We start from the raw sequence: 18,021 nt of genomic DNA, 5'->3' as shown, positions 1-18,021 counted from the left end.
GATGGATGATTTACAAAAAGTAAACCGTTTTCTTGAACAAGCAACTATGGGAGCTAACAAAGCCACTCAGCGTAAAGTAGCAGAACAAGGAATTGAGCGCTGGTTACAAGATGAGCTGAACTCTAAGCCAATCAAAAATAATACTTTTGAATCCTCGACTCGAGAGATCTGGCAGTATTTCCGTTTAAAATTAATTAGAAAGTATGGTGAGAAAGCCATTAATGGTGAGAGTAATAATCCTGCGTTGCCTTATAAATGGTATTTTCATATGGCTTGGTGGCACCAGACGCTGACAAGCCAGAAAAATCTTCTGCGTCATCGGGTCGCGCAGGCGCTAAGTGAAATTCTAGTTATATCTGACAACTCATCATTAGAGCTTGATGCGGTAGGCATGGGGAGTTACTACGACCTATTGTATAACCACGCGTTCGATGACTACAGTGAACTACTTTATAAAGTTTCAATGCATCCCTGTATGGGTGTGTATTTATCGCCTATGAATAACCGTAAAGCTGATCCCTCGCTAAATACTCATCCAGATGAAAACTTTGCCCGAGAAGTAATGCAGCTATTCAGTATCGGTCTTTATCAATTGCACCCGGATGGTAGTCATGTCTTGGATCGTTTAGGGCGCTCGATAGAAACATATAAAAATCAAGATATTAAAGAGATGGCTAGAGTGTTTACTGGGCTTAAGGCTGATAGTTATCAGTATGAATGGAATACTAGCTTTTGGCGTGCAGAAAATAATGGTTATGCCGTAGACTTTGAAGATGGAATTGATAAAAGCTATAAAACAGTTCCTTACGTCAACATGACTCGGCCAATGAAGGCTGATGCAGCGTTTCATGATAAAGGAACGAAGCAATTACTAAATGGCCATATCCAACTACCGGGAAACGAGTCGGCACAAACAGAAATACGTGCTGTCATAACACGCCTGATAGAACATCCGAGTGCCGCTCCTTTTATAGCTCGTCACCTTATTAAGCAATTAGTAACGTCTAACCCTGCGCCTGAATATGTAAGAGCTGTAGCCAGTAAATTTGGGGGAACGGGAAATCTCAAAGCCGTTGTTGAAGAGGTACTTCGTTATCCGTTGCATAAGTCAGTCGCTAAAGTAACCTTTTCTTCACGCTATGAAGAGCAGGGAAAGAGCGTACAGTCACAAAAGCTGAAGTCTCCGTTGTTACGTGCAACTCAGCTATTGCGCACATTTAATGCTCATAACAAGTCGGGCAAGCTTTGGTGTATTGGTGATGACATGCAAAATATGTTGCAGCAGCATCCGATGTCATCTCCAACAGTGTTTAATTTTTATAAACCAAGTTTTGTCCCTCATGGCCCACTAGAAAAAAACAATCTGGTTGCTCCTGAGTTTGAACTGCATACTTCTGCAAACTCAATTGGTTACGTAAACCTGATGTATTACTGGTTTTTTGGAGACTATCTACCAGCAGTTAGTACTCAGGTTAATAGTGACCTTAGTGTCAAGAACATACCTGAGTTAGATCCTGAAAAACTACAAAACATAAATCAGGACCGTATTCGCTTGGATTTTAGCGATGAGATCATATTGGCACAAGACCTAGCGAAGCATGACTTTCTGATTGATCAGCTGAGTTTGCAGTTGACCGGAAAATCAGACCTATCGATTAAACCGCGGATTAAACATGCATTCAGAAATTATCGCGACAAACCCGAATGGGTCGTGCAAACAATCGCCTTTATGTTGGCAATTTCCCCCGAATTTACTGTTCAGGAGGCATGAGCATGATTAATAAAATGATATCGCGTCGTGGGTTTGTGAAGAGTGGAGCCTCATTAGCGACAGGAGCAGGTTTGTTACTGTCTGGAATAGCACCTAGTTTTGCTTTACCGAAAATACCAATTAAGGTTACCCCAAGCCCTAAGGCATTAGTGTTTATTATGCTCGACGGTGGTAATGATAGTTTTAATATGTTGGTTCCTAAAACAGAACCGCATTACTCAGACTATCGAGTCAGCCGTAGTAATTTAGCTTTGGCAAAGGACCAGTTACTGCCTTTATCAGGTTTTATCGATAAGAATATGCAAAGCTTTGGTGTGCATCATAGTATGCCAGAGGTTCAGCAACTGTTTAATGATGAAAAACTGGCGTTTATTGCCAATATTGCACCTATGATCGAACCGGTTAATAAGTTAGCGATGGCTGAAGGTAGTGCCAATCTTCCATTGGGTTTATTGTCACATGCTGACCAATACAACCATTGGCAAACTGCTCGTGCAGATCAACGAGTAAGTAACGGTTGGTTTGGTGCTATAGCTGATAGTTTACGAGCGGATCGACTGCCCCACCAAATCCCTATGAATATATCTCTTGCTGGCAGTAATATTATGCAAAATGGCCAGGTATCAGCGCACTATTCAATTACTCAGAGAGGTAGTGTCGGCTTGGTCGTTAACAAAGAGAAAACTCCTCTAAATAATGAACTGCTCAATAGTTTCGAACAGCTTCTTAATGAGAATTTTGAGGGTGATCCTTTTAAACAAAGCTACCTAGCACTTACTCGTGAAGCTCAGTCACAGCATCAGATCTTCTTCGATGCGACGGATAAAGTATCTTTACCAACAAGTTTTTCTGATACAGACCTTTCACAGCAATTGCAAAAAGTTGCTCAAACCATTAAGGCTGCGGATGATCTTAACCTTGAGCAACAAACATACTTTTTAAGGTATATAGGTTGGGACCATCATGATGAGTTACTGAATAACCATGCGACTATGTTACGGGTTCTTAGTAAAGGACTGGGTGAGTTCCAAAATGCCTTGAGTGAAATGAGATTGGCTGATCAGGTTGTCACTTTTACTGGTTCAGACTTCGGCCGGACGCTGACTTCCAATGGCAATGGTACCGATCATGGTTGGGGAGGCAATACATTGGTGATGGGTAATGCTGTCGATGGAGGAAAGATTTTTGGTCAATACCCTGAACTCAGTTTAGGCGATGCAAATTCGTTGGATGCAGGTGATGGTGTGATCATTCCAACGACTGCAACTGAGCAGTTATATGCAGACTTAGCTATCTGGTTCGGAGTGGATAGATCAAGCTTGAATGATCTTTTCCCCAACCTGAAAAATTTTAGTCCTAAACATGCAGACGGAACGCATTTGGGAATTATTAAAGGTTGAGTAGGAAAACGATTAATTTTAGCCTTCAAGTAAGAGTACAAACAATGAATATTTACATCATTAAAGCATCTGCAGCAGGCGCATTTAAAGACTATAAGCAGTTTATGGGGGCGCCTCCTCAGAGTATTTATGCATTAGCCGCAGCAACACCTGATTGGGTTGAAGTTGACCTTGTCGATGAAACATCCCAGGGGGCAGCTGATTTGGCAGTCACTGCCGATTTAATTGCAATATTTATGTCCACACCCGATGCATACCGGGGCTATCAGTTGGCAGATGAATACAGAAGACAAGGAAAAACAGTCATCTTTGGCGGCTTACATGCTTCCTTCATGCCTGATGAAGTGCTTGAGCATAGCGATGCGGTTATTATTGGGGAAGCCGAACCAATTTGGCCTGAATTACTCAATGACTTTACCAAAGGGCAACTGAAAGCCCGCTATCAAGGAAAGCAGCTTTCAGACCTGTCAGCCTTACGCGCTTTTCCGCATGAATATATGGACCTAACTCCCTACGATGGATTAGGGTCTGTGGTCGTTTCGCGTGGTTGCAAGTTTAAATGCTCGTATTGCACTGTACACCGTTTCTTTGAGGGTATGCGTAATCGACCAGTTGGCCAGGTTGTCGATGAAATTCGTAAGTCTGGACTTGAATACATTGAGCTCCATGCTGACAACCTTATTGCTGATCGAGAGTACGCATTTGAGCTATTTGAAGCGCTGAAACCACTGAATATTAAATGGTTAGCCGAAGCGACCATTAACATTGCAGAGCATGATGACCTTCTTGAAGCGGCAGCTAACAGCGGCCTATTTTATCTGTTATCGGGGTTAGAAACACCTTCCCGTGCAGCTTTGAAAGCGGCAGGGAAAGGGTTTATAAAAATTGATAAATCTAAAGAGTATATTCGCAAACTGCACGAACATAATATTGCCGTCGATTCCGCAATGCTATTTGGTTTCGACGAACATAGCACCGATATATTCGAGGAGACCCTCGCCTTCGTTGAAGATATCGAGCTAGATGTTTGCCATTCGGTCATTATCACGCCGTATCCAGGCACTACCTTTTATCAGCAGTTAGAAAATGAACAGCGATTGCTGACGAAAGATTGGGCTCTTTACGATGGTACCCATGCCGTTTTCCAACCAAAACAGATGACACCTCAAGAGTTAGAAGAGGGACAAGCGTGGTTTCATGAGAAATATAATAGCCTTGGGCGCAGCCTTAAACGAAGCTTTGTAAAAGCAAGAAACATAGAGTGGATTAACTCTAGTTATTTCTAGACTATAGCCCTTACCATATCGAAGTAAGGTGAAGTGATCATGGAAAGCACAAAATGGAAAGCGATTCTCGGGCTGGTATTGATCTATTTGGCTGTTGGGTTGCAGCTAATGTGGTTATGGGGTGTAATTATTATATGCTGGATTATACCCGATCTTAGAAGCGGAAGCACTCATTTATTTGAGCAGGTAAGTAAGCGTCATAATCCATGGATATATTGGTTTATTTGTATCACCTGGATCATAATGGCAGTCACTCTTTTACTTAGTCCGTTACTCGGATCATTGGGAGCTGATTAAGACGGTTTCTGCTTTCGGGGGATAATTACATACTGATTGCAGTGTAAGTATCACCTGTGAAACGGTAAAGCTCTAGCCTTGACGAACAACTAATGTCCGCTTCACGCCCTGAGCCATTCAACAAGTCTTTTATACTGCTAACAAGTCCTTTTTACTATTCTACAAACCGCATAGATAAGGTAGTAGGATTTTAAATATTGGACTTATCCGCCTTTTCCCTAAATGCAGAGATTTTCCTGATTAGGTTCGTAACATCTTCATTCGGCTTGGCGATAATATTCAATACTCTCAGAGCTTCTTTTTTCCGACCATGGGCCAGTAAAGCCATTCCATACACTAAGGACACCTCAGCGCTATCCGGCTGCAACGTATAGGCCGTGGAAGAAAATTCAAACGCCTTCAATTTTTCATCACTTCGAAGGTAAAGCTAGGCAAGGTTATTTGCCACCTGCCAATTATTGTCAAGCAGGTATCGAGTATCAGGTACCGCAAGGAAAGCGATAGCTTCCTGTGCTTTTTCTCTGGCCAACCATTGAGCCAGCATCACCCGGGCTACTAGATCTGAGGAATTCCCTACAAGATAAGATTCACCAACTCCCACCAACTCGTCGTGTAACTCAGCCTTTTGTATATTACCAGCCACCGCATCTCTATGAGCAAGGTAAATAAGAGAAGGAATATTCCCACCATCAATTTCAAATGCCTTCTGATACCAGCGCACTGCTTCAGCTAAACCTCTTTGCTTTTGATAAACAAGTGCCAAAGCATTGAGTGCATTGACATCGCTAGGTGATTGCCGGTACGCAAGCTTGCGTCTCTTGCAAGGCACTTTCCATAGCATTCGTTTCAATTAGCAACATAATATTGGCCAACCTCGACACAGCACTCTCATTCTCCGCCCAATCAGTAATACTTGACAGAGCCTCTACGGATCCCCTTTCCAACTGTATTTTCAGAGCCTCACGCTGCATTTTTATAACAGGATTAATCACTGTCGTCCCTTGCAGTCGAGATAAAACCTTTGCCGCTGACGTAATGTCTCTACCTTCAAGCAGACGAGTACCTAACATATGACCAAACAACACGTCCTGATCATTACCCACCATTAGTTCATTGAAGCCTTTTACTGCGTCTTGTAACTGACCCAGCTTCAGTTGCAGCAAAACAAGAATCTTTCGTACCCTGTGATCCGGAGGAAGCTGCCTTGATAGCTTTAAGCGCTATAACAGCGTTCTGTCTTCACCTGGTTACCTCTGGTACGCTCTATCCTGCACCATGATAGCGTGTGTTTTTTTTATCTTTATAACCAGCGCCCCCTTTGTTGTAGCAGAGCATATGCAAGGCAGCGCAGTGGATTATGGTAACTGGTTCATACTAGTTGCTGGCGGTTTCTGGTTAGGGAGCCTGACCGCAGGAAAAGTATCTACAAAAGTGGGTACCGACCGAATGATCACACTAGGAAACTATATTTCTGCTATAGGCAGCCTACTAATGCTGGGCCTGTTCATAGCAGGCTCCCCCAGCTACTTGAGCTTGTTCCTACCGATGGCTCTATTCACTTATGGCAGAGGCTTAAGCCAGCCGAATGCCCAAGCCAGTGCTATATCCTCTACCAGCGGAGCCAAAGCTACGGCTACCGGCATGCTCGGCTTTCTTCAGCTTTTGATAAACTCACTCATGGCTCAGCTAACACCGCTACTCATGAAGATGGGGCTGGTTGTACTGCCTCTCGTTCTAATGAGTATGGTACTACTGGCAACCTACTGCTATTACCGAGGCGTTAAAGCCACTATGGGGTTATTACGACAAGCCCAAAGCAGATATTAACGCATGCACGGGAAGCCAAATACAACTCTTTAATTTTTACCGCCCCTCTTTTATTTTCCATTCAAAAAACAAGAATAACTTACTTTGTACATATTATAGCCGGGTTGTTTTTGCCCCAGCTCCGCTCACTAGTAATCCTTTATTATTCTTAAAAAGATCAAGCAGTTGTGGTTATTTATTGAGAGTGGCGGGTGTATTTTGACCCAGATGAGAGGAGAGACGAAGAGATTACATTGAATATTTCCTTTTATTTCAAACCATTAGGTAATGAAGACTGCTGGCGCGGAACTTGCCTTATTGTAAGTAGTTGCAATTGACGGTTGGAGGCTACGCCTAAGCCCGCATCTGATCTAGGTGTTAGCCACACAAAGTATTACCGAGTCAGTTGATTGACCTATTCCGTGTGTTGAATGGTTTTACGAAATAGGAGAAAGAGGATGACTGCAAAACAAATATCTCGACGCTGGTTTGTCTGCTTGGTGGTTGGATCGGTTGCTGGTTTAACATTACCGAATATCAGCACAGCCGGTGATTACCGTTACCAAAGAGAATCACGAAATGACTGGCCAAGGAATTTGGTTCGGGTCGTTCAGCTAAAACTCAAAGAACTTGGTTATGAGCCCGGTCCAGCCGATGGCATGTCCGGCCCTAAGACCCGTTACGGTATCAAGCAGTTTCAGAGCGCCAACAATATGACGGTGAATGGACAGATTTCCGATGAGTTACTCAAGGAGCTCGGGCTTGAATGAAACTAAAACGCGTTGCAAGGTCTGCGCCAAGCTGATACCGGAAGGCGCAAAGAAATGTACTGAATGCAATGAATATCAGTCTACTTTATTTCGTGTACTGGCAGGCTTTGACCTGAAAGGAATAATTGCACTGATACCGATTGCTACCCTAGCATTCGCATTTATACAAGATCGTGTTGAGACAAAGACCTCGGATCTTAAAATTGCGCTGGTTACTTGTGAGCAAAACAAAGTCAGCTTGTTCGCAAGCAATATAGGCAACCGAGCGGCCATAATCAGTGGGGCTAGCTTTGTAACTAACGGCCTGCCCTCCATGCCACTGAGTGTCATTCTGCCGCCGTCAAAGAAGCTGATCGATGGCGGCGAGACCAGAGCGATCGATTTGCTGACAGATGCTCGCCTCAGTCCTGGTGGACTCGTGCCATTCGAGCAACGCAATGCAAATATTTGTGAGGTAACAATCACGATAGAAACTATCGCTTTTGATCACGAAATGAAAACACAGGATATCGTATGCGATTGTCCACGATAGTCGGAGTCTTATTAAGCTTCACATGGGCGTTTTCCTCATTGGCTAAAGAGCGTACCGAGGTACACCTTTTTCAGTATGGGCGTACCAACACACCTGTGTTGCAGGCAGCTTTTCAGGACTTTCATGACATGCTGGTAGAGAAGCTACCTAAGCTAGCAGCCGAAATGTTAAAAACAGATGTTGGTCTACAGGCAGGCTCAAAATTAAGCTTGGAAAAGCTAAGCTTACAATCAGTACGCGATACAGAGGGTGTGTTGCTACGTCCTGAGTTCATGGTAGCAAGTCTCGATGAGAAGCGGCAATACTGGTTGCAAACCGGAGCTCTGGGAGTGCTGACCGGACATATTCGCCAACAGGAGCAAACACTCTATGCGAATACGACATTTTATTGGGGGCGATTGAAAGGCCCTTTCCCTGATGAAATGATCACTCTCAAGTTGCCGTTAGCGGGAGAAACCTTCGACAATACTTTAGACAGCCATTCGATAGCTGTGTTGTATGCACTGGCACAGGAAACACGGCATGGATGTACCAATATTGCGGATGCAGTGAAACTGCTCAGCGAAGCACAGAAACGCGCCAAGGCGATCACAAAAGATTTCCATGTGCTAGGAGCTGAACTGGAAACCGTAGTCGTTGATGCGATCGAGGCCATAAAGGATGAGTGCAGTGATGGTTAAAGTCAGATTTATACAAACAGTACTGGCGCTTTATTTACTGCTTGCATCCGCTATCAGTCATGCCGTTAACAATCCGGATCAGATAACGGTGTATTTTCCTGCATTCCAAGGACCGGAACATCTGGGGCTCAATGTCAGCACAGTATTGTCGTTACAACTCGCGCAAACAACGCGTCGGATGCCATGGCCAAATAACCCAGACAAACACGATTTCGGAGAAGGCATCATACGATGGAGTGCGGAACCTCTCGACAGTTACGCTGTACAAGGATTGGTCGAAGCAGCACAACGGAAAAATTTGCTTGCGCAGATCGTGGTTGCCGGGACGGTTAGACGTTTCGCCGGAAACTTCGTCGTAGAACTTGATGTGGTCCTTCCTGAATACAAGGTTGCGCCATCAATGAACTGTGCCAGCCTAGCAGATACGAAATGTGACTACCGGACGAAGAACTTCGAGGTCTGGAAAATTGGAACGGGTTCTGAAAAAATCGAGGTAGGCTTGCCGAAACGTTATTTCAGCATTTCCTCTATTGTCTTGAAGCCCGACGTAGTTAACCGCTACAAGGCGGCATCTGGGCTGACTATCAGGGAATCACTGAATGGCGGCAAAGTACTGGGAGAAACCGGTGATCGTCTTCGTTTCGTTGAGTTTAACAAGAGCATGCCCGGCGCGCCGACAAAGGTCATCAGCGGAAACATCCAAGGTTACGTCACCCTACCCGAGCTATCGGACGCAGTGTCTGAATTCTCAGATATGGTTGGCGGTATCCTGCAGTTATTTCGTGGTGACTGGCAATGGGCAATTTCTAGTTTTACTCAGGTACTAGAAAATCCTAATACACGTATACCACTCAGGGTTGACGCCCTACTCTACCGAGGTATGGCAAGGTTCCAAAACGGTGGGAACGGACTGGATGATATCACCACGGCAGCAAGTCTTGCGCCTTATGATGTCACTGTTACAAAATACTTGGCCATGGCACTTATCGCAAATGGAATTAACAGCGATCAGATCAAGCAGATGTTGCACGATAAAGCATTGTTATTTGCGCGTGACGACGACTGGTATAACAAGGTGCATCGATACTTAAATCACCTTTTGTGAGACTGTAAATTTATTTTTATTTTACTTCCCAAGGGGAATGGGGAGTCGTTGATTCAATCACATGATCGATAAAGGTTCTGACATTTCGGGCTAAATATTTGTGGGAAGGATAAATAATATAAATGCTTTGCTCAGGGGGCGAGTAATCGGCTAAGACCTGAATTAATTTTCCTTCTATTAATGACTCAAGAACCAATGGGTGAGGCACTTGGGCGATCCCCATACCGTTATGAGCGGCTTCAACGACTAATTGCATATTATCAGCTGCATAGCGTCCTTTAACTGGAACCGTAATTTCTCCTTCTTCAGTCAGAAATCGCCAGTGTTGATTTTTTAAGCCCCTTCCCATGATGACACAGTCATGCTGACTCAAATCATCAGGAAAAATTGGCCTACCGGATTTTTCGAGATAATCAGGGCTAGCACAAAATATACTCTGCTTAGGGCCAATACGGCGGGCAATAAGACTGGAGTCCTTCAGATCGCCGCTACGAAACGCAATATCTATGCGCTCCTCTATAAGATCCACATAACGGTCTGTTACTTCTAATTCTATCTGAACATCAGGGTAGCGCCGTAGAAAGTCATTAATCCAGGGTTGCAAATAGTTCACGGCAAAATCCGTTGGCGAGGTTACCCTTAAGAGACCTGTTGGCATCGACCTGGACTCACTCGCCAGCGTCGTTGCTTCTTCAATACTTGCTAAGCTCTGCTGGCAACTTTCAAAATACTGCTGGCCAATGTCGGTCAAGTGCAGTTTTCGCGTAGACCTTTGCAGTAGCCTCACTCCAAGAGCATCTTCAAGCTTCTGTACTTTTCGGCTCACCGTCGTTGAAGGCATGTTCAGTTGCCAGCTTGCTCCGACAAAGCTTCCCGCCTCTACAACTTTTACAAAGACATAGACCTCATTGAAATCAATCATTCGCCAACTACTCACAATTATGGGATAGACAAAACCAACTATACCATCTAATCAAGTAGTCAAATATTAAATACCATGGAGACATCGTTAATGCTTAGGAGGATCAACAAATGAGCCGCTCAATAATAGAAACCAGAAACGGTCACCAGCATGGTCCTATTACCAGCTTTATTAACCAGAAGAATGTTAAACAACTCAACCCTTTTGTGCTTTGGGATCACTTCCAGACAGAAGGTCTGACAGGCACCACAGGGTTTGGCTTTCATGGTCACTCAGGGGTAGCCACTATTTCTTACCCCGTGATCGGGGACATCGTCCACGAAGATACCGATGGCAACCAAGGTAAACTAGAAGCCGGCGGTGTGCAGTTGATGGCATCTGGTGCCGGTGTTTTACATAAAGAAACCGTCTATCCCAATCAGGGTGTAACCGATGCTTTCCAACTATGGACTCTATTACCCCAAGACGAGGTCGAAATGGGGCCGGTGTCCTATTCATTGGCACAGAAAGAGCAGGCTCCGGTGGTGACAACACCTGTCAGTAAGACGAAAGTCCTTGTCGGACAACATTCTGGTGCTTTTAGCCCTGCCAAACACAGTGTCGATATTACCTATCTTGAAGTCGAGATTACGCCCAATGGCACATGGAAACATACTGTTGAGGCGGGCCAGACCAGCGGTTTTATTTATGTTCGTTCAGGCGAAATATCCCTCAACAATAGTTTGCTTAAAGCAACCCATCTAGGGGTACTCAACCAATCAGACGCTGATCTTAGCCTAACCGCTGGTGACTCAGGTGCCATCATTATGGTTGCTTTAGGACAGCCACTTGAGCAACCCATTATCAGCTCTGGTTCATCGATGCATTCGAGTCAGGAACGCCTAAACGTAGGCACCCTTAACATTCAGCGTTTAACCCAAGCGCTTGATGCAACACCCAAAAGAGCAATTTAAGTCTGACAAAGCCTAAAAATGGCTGAGTACTTAATCAACTATCGAGGTCTATTATGGAATCACCATTATTCACACCTAAAAATTCCGCCATGTTATTAGTCGACCATCAGGTAGGCACTATGGGCTGGGTCGGCTCCGCAAGCTTGGAAGAGATTAAAATGAATACAATTGCGCTGGCACGTGCTGCTGATGCGGTCGGTATGCCTTTAATCCTAACTTCCAGTATGGAAGATCAAGCACAGGGGCCTCTGTTTGAGGAGCTACAACTGGCAGTGCCAAATGCTTACGCGAATCGCGTATTGCGAGGAGGCGTTGTCGACTCAATGAAAGATGAAGGGTTTGCCAAAGCAGTCGCAGATACCGAACGTAAAAACCTTATTATCGCCGGTATTACTACCGATGTTTGCGTGGTGTATCCCGCCATCACTGCCGTATCAGAGGGCTACAATGTACAGGTTGTAGTTGATGGTTCAGGCTCACCAACTCAGATCGCCGATGAGACAGCGTTGCGCCGTATGGAAAGCAATGGCGTAACATTAACAACAACTAACCAGTTGATAGCAGAGCTTGCTCAAGACTGGAGTACCGAAGATGGCCAAAAACTGATGCAGGTATTATTTGAAGAGATTTTGTCGAAACAACAATAATCGTTGTTCAGTATGAAATAACTCCCAAGCACTTTTTCAGTTACATAGCTTTGAAAAGGTGCTTGGCCAAACATTAGAAAGATTGGCTTTATACGATATACCGTTAAATTTCTCTATAAAGGCATCATAAATCCCTTCTTGTAGCAATAGGCGGTTAGCATACAGCTTCATCAGCAGCTTGCCGACGGGCATTGATCCGGCGAAAGACTATAGCTGATACGAAGGCTGTACTTCCTTGCTCCAGTTGCTTAGCTACCACATATTCTTCGTTGGCCCTGTAAACATCATCTGTATTTTAGAGCGTTATTTTTTGTTGTTGTGCCTTAATCTGTTTTTCTATCGCCATTACTGTAGGAATCAATTTCTCTTTTTTAATTTTATCAAAAACTTTTTCCATCACCCTACTTATGCCATTTTTACGGTCTTCAACAGGATCATGGTAAAGAGATAATGCCGTTTCAACTTCCTCTGTAAACTCAAAAGCTTCAACAATATTTTTCCCTGAAACAATTCTTACTTTGAGAGTATGGTTCTCTGTCAGTACTGCAGGTATAAGTAAAAGGGTTGAAGCAGAAACCATCGTTTTAGCAAAACCTTTCCCCGTATTTATCTCTGGTTGCTCCCATGAATACTTTACTTGGACTGTAACTGGCCACCTTCTAAAACTTGTTTCTACATCCGAAAAAAGACCGGATTGCTCAAAGCTATCGTAAATATGTTCAACAACATTAGCTTCGTGCATAGCTACATATCTACCGGCATCAACATCTAAATTAATAGCAATGTATTTATCTTTTTGATCAACCAAATAGTTCTTTGTAACAGCTTTGGGACTTGCGCAACCAGATACAAAAATGGCCACTAAAAGAGTTAAAATTAGCTTTTTCATCATACGCCTTATGTTGATGTTGTTTACTCATATATTGATTTTTACCAACCACTAAAGACTACCCAATACACACTACAAGTCAGTAGAGGCTATACCAAGCGGGTGGCGGACTGCATATGCGGTTTACACACAGACTACTTAAAATGCACTGCTTTAAAGATCATTTATAATGCGGGCTGCATCTGTCATTTTCCTCCGTTGAAAATAAGCATGCGCGTTTTGATGATATTAGCTTGCGCAGTATCTTATCTGCGCTTTTCCTTATTGAGTGATAATGCATAACTTTCTTCTCAAATACCAGAGCAAACCACTCGCAGAAGAGAAACCATAAACACAAAATACGCACGCCATTAAAGAAAGTGAAAACAGAGGGTATGAATGCCCATAAAATCGCTCCTACTTATAGGCAAGAAGGCTAACCCCGTTGACAAAAAGCAAGCTTGCTATCTATTTAAAGCGGCTCGGCGCAGGTATCGTACTAAACAGGAGTGCTAGCTTTAGCTAGCAAACGTAATGAAGCGACAAGGGTCGGCATAATGAGACATAACATGAAACCTCTTAACGCTTTGTTGGCAGTGCTTATTGCCGCTCTCGTTCTTGTGGGTTGTGACAATACTAAAGAGCCTAAGCAAGTGTCTTTAGCAACGCTAGCAGAGAGTGCTGCTAGTTTTGATAATAGCCAAGTCATCACCCGGGGCATAGTTCGCCGCTTTGAGGCACCTTTACACTACTGGATAGAGGACGAGGGTTTGAACCGTGTCGAGATATTTCCTCAAGAGAGAGTGGCTTTATTTTTGGGCGACACGGTATTAGTGGAAGGCCACTTCCGTTTCTCAGAAACTGACGGGCGGCGGCTAACGCTGACTAAGATCATACGAGAGTAAAGATAAAACAGGCACATAACTCACAGCTAGTTTCATTCAGCATTTCGAATAGTCCCGGAATACCCAAGTCAGTATTACGAATAGGCGGGTATCTTCTCTCGCTCAAACTAGAGAACATTGGTAACTTTTAACGTATTGACTTAAGTTCATCTGAAGAACTATGCTTGTACACAAGTAAATTACAGGTAAGTTATCTCGTGAACATTGATGAGTGCATCTTTTTTTCTCTTAACAGTACGGCCCGAAAAGCTAGCAAATTTTGGAAGCAAAGTGTTTCCGAATTGGGTGTGACGGGTGTGCAAGGATTAGTGCTCCATGCCCTTTTAGAAGAAGATCAAATCACCTCAGTGCAGCTGGGAAAGAGAGTGCAATTGGACAGCGCCACGATGACAGGGGTTCTTGATCGACTCGAACAATCAGATCTTATTAGGCGAATGGCCGATATTCAAGACAGGCGGGCTGTTCAAATAACCCTAACCGCTGCAGGTAAAGAGGTGACAGAGAAACTGCAGCATAGATTAGTTGAAGCGAACCAGAACTATACACGAAACCTCAACGACCAAGAGTTAAAGACACTCAAAGATTTACTGGCTAAGTTATAGACCAGAAATTTTATTTAACTGTATTGCTCGCATGCAAGTAGCTTGCACACAATTTAAAGGAAATTGATCAATGCATATCGATGAATTATTAAGCTCCATTCGAGCAGATCAAGAAACCCTAATTCCCGATTCGTGGGCACAGGGAAGAACCACATTTGGCGGTCTGACGGCGGCTATTCTGTGTGAAAGTACTAAAAGAGATACCGACCCCGCTCGTTATCTGAGAAATTTTGAAATAGGCTTTGTGCGCCCTCTGGAAGCACTCAAACCTTTTGAAGTTCAAGTTGAAACCCTAGCTAATGGAAAAACCGTAACCATTAAATCTGCACGGATTATTCAGGATGGCAAAGTGAGAGCAACCGCACGAGCGGATTATGTTTTACCACTTGATTCGAACATCATCATAGACGCATTCTCCTCGCCTAAACTTCTGGATAAAAAGATGTCGGCGCCCTTAAAAGGAGACCATTTTCCTTCGTTTTTCCAGCATTTTGACAATTATGTAGCAACAGAAGGAATTCCCTTTAGCGGACAAGCAGTGCCCGAACTGGGAGGTTGGATGAAGTTCAAAGAGACCCCTGAGAAATTAACAGACTCCCACCTAATTTGTGTAATTGACTCTTGGCCGCCCGCCGCTTCACCTTACTATGACGGATTCAAACCGCTCTCAACGCTGAGTTGGAGCATTCACTTTGCAAACCCCACCTATGAAGTTTCACCGGCAGAGCACTTGGGGTATTTGGCAAAAGTAAACTTTGGTGAAAATGGCCTCAGTTCTTCGCAGGCAGAGGTGTGGGGGCCTGAGGGGCAACTGTTAGCAAGAAGCTTTCAGACCAATATTATTTACGGATAATTAGAATACCCTATTTTGAAAGTACGTATGCCCGTTTTAAGCGGGCTAGGAGAAACCATGAAAGACCTTCAATACTTCAATGAAATCTGTAAAGACACGCTCCCTGGATTGCTGGGAATAGTTATGACTAAAGTAACCTCTACTGCAATTCGTGCCGAAATGAATGTTACGCAATCACATTTAGCCCCTAATGGCTTTCTACATGCTGGAAGCGTGGTCACACTCGCAGATACTTCATGCGGTATTGGATGTATCGCAAATTTACCAGAAGGCGCATCAGGCTTTACAACTATTGAGCTTAAGTCTAATCACCTAGGCACTGTACGTGATGGCTTTATTGAATGTGTTGCTACACCCACTCATATGGGGCGGACTACACAGGTTTGGGATGCGGTTGTTACTAATAAGGAATCGGGAAAAACCATTGCGTTATTTCGTTGTACGCAAATGGTTTTGTATTGAAGTATCAAATACTTAATCAGGCCATCGAAGGCCTATAGCCCTCAGCCCCACAGCATCTTTCACTGGCTTTGACCGTCTTTAAGGTAGGGATATCAAAGAACTTACTTCTTATCAGCTAGTTTTTTATGGATGTTGTTCATCCGATAGTTTCGCTCTGGGTGCAGCTCGATCATTTCAAAACCGATACTCATCCAGCGCTTATCGAAAACAGGCTTAAGGTAGGCAGTAAAGGTTTCAAACACCTTATCGGATGCTGCCTTAAGTACTTCAGGCTCACGCCCTGCTCCCACTTTTGCCGTTAAGTGCACAAAGGTATTTTCTGGATCACCTTCACCAATACGAAAATGTTCACAACGAACAGCCCGTGTGCGTATGCCTCCAATAGGGAATACACCGGTAGATATGGCTGTTTCATTCAGCTTTTCGAATAACCCCGGAATGTCCAAATCATCATCAAGATTAGCTGAGTATTCCATAATAAAATGCGGCATTGTGTCTCCTGCACACCTAAGATTAGGTGCCAATTATCATCGTGTAACATCAAAAAAACGCGCAATTACCTATAGTAGGCAAGAGCACGCTTGATAACTAAACAATATTTTAACGGTTTAAACCACCGATACAGATATACTTGGTTTCAAGGTAGTCTTCCAGACCGTACTTGGAACCTTCACGACCCTGCCCAGACTCTTTTACACCACCGAACGGAATCATCTCTGAGCTAATGGCTGTTTCATTCACGCCCACCATACCGTAGTCGATACTTTCTGACACACGCCAGATACGCCCCATGTTTTCTGTATAAACATAGGCGGCCAGACCAAATTCAGTATCATTGGCCATACGGATCGCGTCCTCTTCAGAGGAGAACTTAAACACCGGTGCAACAGGGCCAAATATTTCTTCACGGAACACCCGCATTTGATCGTTTACATTGGTCAGGATGGTCGGCTGATAAAAACATGCCCCCTGCGTACCCGGCTGGCCGCCGATGACAACATGAGCACCCTCTTCTACTGCTTGCTGTACCTTCGCGTGTATATCATTCGCCGCTTTTGCCGTGATCACAGGCCCGTGAGTTGTTTCACTATCAACCCCGTTACCAATTCGGAACTGGCTCACTGCCGCTGAAAATTTCTCTATAAAGGCATCATAAATCCCTTCTTGTACCAACAAGCGGTTAGCACAGATACAGGTTTGGCCTGAGTTGCGGTATTTAGCCGCCAGCGCACCCGCTACCGCCAAATCAAGATCAGCATCATCAAAGATGATAACCGGTGCATTACCGCCTAATTCCATGGAGGTACGCTTCACGGTGTCGGCGCACTGCTTCATCAGTAGCTTACCGACGGGCGTTGAGCCGGTAAACGTAAGCTTCTTAACTGTCGTGTTAGAGGTCATCTCTCCACCGATAGCCGGTGCATCCAACCCAGGAAGCACATTCAGCAGGCCTGCTGGCAGCCCGGCACGCTTAGCCAGTTCAGCCAGTGCTAGTGCAGATAGCGGCGTTTCAGCCGCGGGTTTTAGTACCATAGCGCAACCCACTGCAAGTGCGGGTGCTGCTTTGCGGGTGATCATCGCATTAGGGAAGTTCCACGGCGTAATCGCGGCCACCACACCGATGGGTTGCTTAATAACAACACCACGACGATCTGATGTAGATGGGATTATATCGCCGTAAACGCGCTTACCCTCTTCAGCAAACCACTTTATATAGGATGCTCCGTAAGCTATTTCACTACGGGATTCAGCCAGTGTCTTGCCCTGCTCAGCTGTCATTATGATTGCTAGATCTTCAGTGTTAGCAAGAATCAGGCGATGCCACTCTTCCAGCACCTCGCTACGCTGCTTTGGTGCTAACGCTTGCCAACCGGCTAATGCCTTGTCGGCCGCCTCTATTGCACGCGTTGTTTCAGCAGCACCCACACTCACTACATCTGCTAGTTTCTCACCAGTGGCCGGATTGGTTACAGCAAAAGTCTCGCCCTTATCACCGTTTACCCACTCGCCATTAATAAAAGCCTGAGCTTTTAACAAAGAGGAATCTTTAAGTTCAAATGTCATAGCAATCTCTTCTAACATTATTGGGCAATACCGACCCTGTGAAAGTTATAAGATATACAGTAATTCAATTTACTTAATAAGTTAAGTAAATTTTTAGT

The 18,021-nt window shown here is 44.3% G+C and carries 21 protein-coding genes; 15 read left to right on the top strand and 6 right to left on the bottom strand.

What is annotated here, in order from left to right:
* The first annotated feature begins 1 nt into the window (after position 1).
* Genes G511_RS0107055 through G511_RS0107040 form a run of 4 tightly spaced genes read left to right on the top strand, consistent with a single transcriptional unit; the run spans position 2 to position 4,754 of the window.
* Complete coding sequence (locus G511_RS0107055) at positions 2–1,771, top strand: DUF1800 family protein (protein ID WP_028469024.1); 1,770 nt, start codon at positions 2–4, stop codon at positions 1,769–1,771.
* Positions 1,772–1,773: 2 nt separating this feature from the next.
* A complete protein-coding gene (locus tag G511_RS0107050) occupies positions 1,774–3,171 on the top strand; it encodes a DUF1501 domain-containing protein (protein WP_028469023.1) in 1,398 nt (465 codons plus the stop codon).
* Positions 3,172–3,215: 44 nt separating this feature from the next.
* Positions 3,216–4,457 carry a B12-binding domain-containing radical SAM protein gene (locus G511_RS0107045; RefSeq protein WP_028469022.1) on the top strand — a complete coding sequence of 414 codons (1,242 nt, stop codon included), beginning with the start codon at positions 3,216–3,218 and terminating at the stop codon, positions 4,455–4,457.
* A 39-nt stretch (positions 4,458–4,496) separates the two neighbouring features.
* Complete coding sequence (locus G511_RS0107040) at positions 4,497–4,754, top strand: hypothetical protein (protein WP_028469021.1); 258 nt, start codon at positions 4,497–4,499, stop codon at positions 4,752–4,754.
* 427 nt (positions 4,755–5,181) lie between these two features.
* Here the strand turns inward: G511_RS0107040 and G511_RS0107030 are convergent, their stop codons facing one another.
* Together G511_RS0107030 and G511_RS0107025 are read right to left on the bottom strand one after the other, a co-directional pair.
* Positions 5,182–5,583, bottom strand: a complete 402-nt coding sequence (locus tag G511_RS0107030; protein WP_156905168.1) for a hypothetical protein — start codon at positions 5,581–5,583, stop codon at positions 5,182–5,184.
* Positions 5,540–5,917, bottom strand: coding sequence for a hypothetical protein (locus G511_RS0107025; RefSeq protein ID WP_028469018.1), 378 nt, complete (start codon positions 5,915–5,917; stop codon positions 5,540–5,542). Before G511_RS0107025 ends, G511_RS0107030 begins: the two co-directional genes overlap by 44 nt.
* Before the next feature lie 172 nt (positions 5,918–6,089).
* Between G511_RS0107025 and G511_RS22040 the strand changes: the two genes are divergently transcribed.
* The 5 genes from G511_RS22040 (at position 6,090) to G511_RS0107000 (ending at position 9,647) form a co-directional block, all read left to right on the top strand.
* Positions 6,090–6,581, top strand: a complete 492-nt coding sequence (locus tag G511_RS22040) for an MFS transporter (protein ID WP_156905167.1) — start codon at positions 6,090–6,092, stop codon at positions 6,579–6,581.
* 437 nt (positions 6,582–7,018) lie between these two features.
* Complete coding sequence (locus G511_RS0107015) at positions 7,019–7,330, top strand: peptidoglycan-binding domain-containing protein (protein ID WP_028469017.1); 312 nt, start codon at positions 7,019–7,021, stop codon at positions 7,328–7,330.
* Complete coding sequence (locus tag G511_RS0107010; protein ID WP_156905166.1) at positions 7,299–7,862, top strand: hypothetical protein; 564 nt, start codon at positions 7,299–7,301, stop codon at positions 7,860–7,862. Before G511_RS0107015 ends, G511_RS0107010 begins: the two co-directional genes overlap by 32 nt.
* Positions 7,844–8,542, top strand: a complete 699-nt coding sequence (locus tag G511_RS0107005) for a hypothetical protein (RefSeq protein WP_028469015.1) — start codon at positions 7,844–7,846, stop codon at positions 8,540–8,542. The genes G511_RS0107010 and G511_RS0107005 overlap by 19 nt, the downstream gene beginning before the upstream one ends.
* The gene (locus G511_RS0107000) at positions 8,532–9,647 is read left to right on the top strand and encodes a tetratricopeptide repeat protein (RefSeq protein ID WP_156905165.1); all 1,116 of its coding nucleotides are present in this window, start codon (positions 8,532–8,534) and stop codon (positions 9,645–9,647) included. Before G511_RS0107005 ends, G511_RS0107000 begins: the two co-directional genes overlap by 11 nt.
* A gap of 16 nt (positions 9,648–9,663) precedes the next feature.
* Here G511_RS0107000 and G511_RS0106995 read toward each other — a convergent pair whose 3' ends face one another.
* Positions 9,664–10,569: a LysR family transcriptional regulator gene (locus G511_RS0106995; RefSeq protein WP_028469013.1), complete on the bottom strand. Its 906-nt coding sequence runs from the start codon at positions 10,567–10,569 to the stop codon at positions 9,664–9,666.
* Positions 10,570–10,679: 110 nt separating this feature from the next.
* Here G511_RS0106995 and G511_RS0106990 point away from each other — a divergent pair, with 110 nt between their 5' ends.
* Together G511_RS0106990 and G511_RS0106985 are read left to right on the top strand one after the other, a co-directional pair.
* Positions 10,680–11,522, top strand: a complete 843-nt coding sequence (locus tag G511_RS0106990) for a pirin family protein (RefSeq protein ID WP_028469012.1) — start codon at positions 10,680–10,682, stop codon at positions 11,520–11,522.
* Between the two features lie 53 nt (positions 11,523–11,575).
* On the top strand, positions 11,576–12,169 hold the full coding sequence (locus G511_RS0106985; RefSeq protein WP_028469011.1) for an isochorismatase family protein: 594 nt from the start codon (positions 11,576–11,578) through the stop codon (positions 12,167–12,169).
* 295 nt (positions 12,170–12,464) lie between these two features.
* Here the strand turns inward: G511_RS0106985 and G511_RS0106975 are convergent, their stop codons facing one another.
* Positions 12,465–13,058 (bottom strand): hypothetical protein, encoded by a 594-nt coding sequence (locus G511_RS0106975; RefSeq protein WP_028469010.1) that lies wholly within the window; start codon positions 13,056–13,058, stop codon positions 12,465–12,467.
* A gap of 548 nt (positions 13,059–13,606) precedes the next feature.
* On the opposite strand from G511_RS0106975, the gene G511_RS0106970 reads away from it, so the two are divergent.
* The 4 genes from G511_RS0106970 to G511_RS0106955 all read left to right on the top strand — a co-directional run bounded on the left by G511_RS0106970 (position 13,607) and on the right by G511_RS0106955 (position 15,859).
* Positions 13,607–13,942, top strand: a complete 336-nt coding sequence (locus tag G511_RS0106970) for a hypothetical protein (RefSeq protein WP_245573832.1) — start codon at positions 13,607–13,609, stop codon at positions 13,940–13,942.
* A 197-nt stretch (positions 13,943–14,139) separates the two neighbouring features.
* Positions 14,140–14,544, top strand: coding sequence for a MarR family winged helix-turn-helix transcriptional regulator (locus tag G511_RS0106965; RefSeq protein WP_028469008.1), 405 nt, complete (start codon positions 14,140–14,142; stop codon positions 14,542–14,544).
* A 70-nt stretch (positions 14,545–14,614) separates the two neighbouring features.
* A complete protein-coding gene (locus G511_RS0106960; protein WP_028469007.1) occupies positions 14,615–15,397 on the top strand; it encodes a thioesterase family protein in 783 nt (260 codons plus the stop codon).
* 57 nt (positions 15,398–15,454) lie between these two features.
* Entirely contained in the window at positions 15,455–15,859 is a 405-nt protein-coding gene (locus G511_RS0106955) for a PaaI family thioesterase (protein WP_028469006.1), read from the top strand.
* Positions 15,860–15,960: 101 nt separating this feature from the next.
* Here G511_RS0106955 and G511_RS0106950 read toward each other — a convergent pair whose 3' ends face one another.
* Positions 15,961–16,350, bottom strand: coding sequence for a 5-carboxymethyl-2-hydroxymuconate Delta-isomerase (locus G511_RS0106950; protein WP_028469005.1), 390 nt, complete (start codon positions 16,348–16,350; stop codon positions 15,961–15,963).
* 109 nt (positions 16,351–16,459) lie between these two features.
* Complete coding sequence (locus G511_RS0106945) at positions 16,460–17,923, bottom strand: NAD-dependent succinate-semialdehyde dehydrogenase (RefSeq protein ID WP_028469004.1); 1,464 nt, start codon at positions 17,921–17,923, stop codon at positions 16,460–16,462.
* Positions 17,924–18,021: the final 98 nt, after the last annotated feature.

Source organism: Neptunomonas japonica DSM 18939 (genome assembly GCF_000422765.1).
Classification (GTDB): Bacteria; Pseudomonadota; Gammaproteobacteria; order Pseudomonadales; family Balneatricaceae; genus Neptunomonas; species Neptunomonas japonica.
The sequence above is the reverse complement of the archived record's forward strand: the minus strand, read 5'-3'. Positions and strand labels throughout refer to the sequence as shown.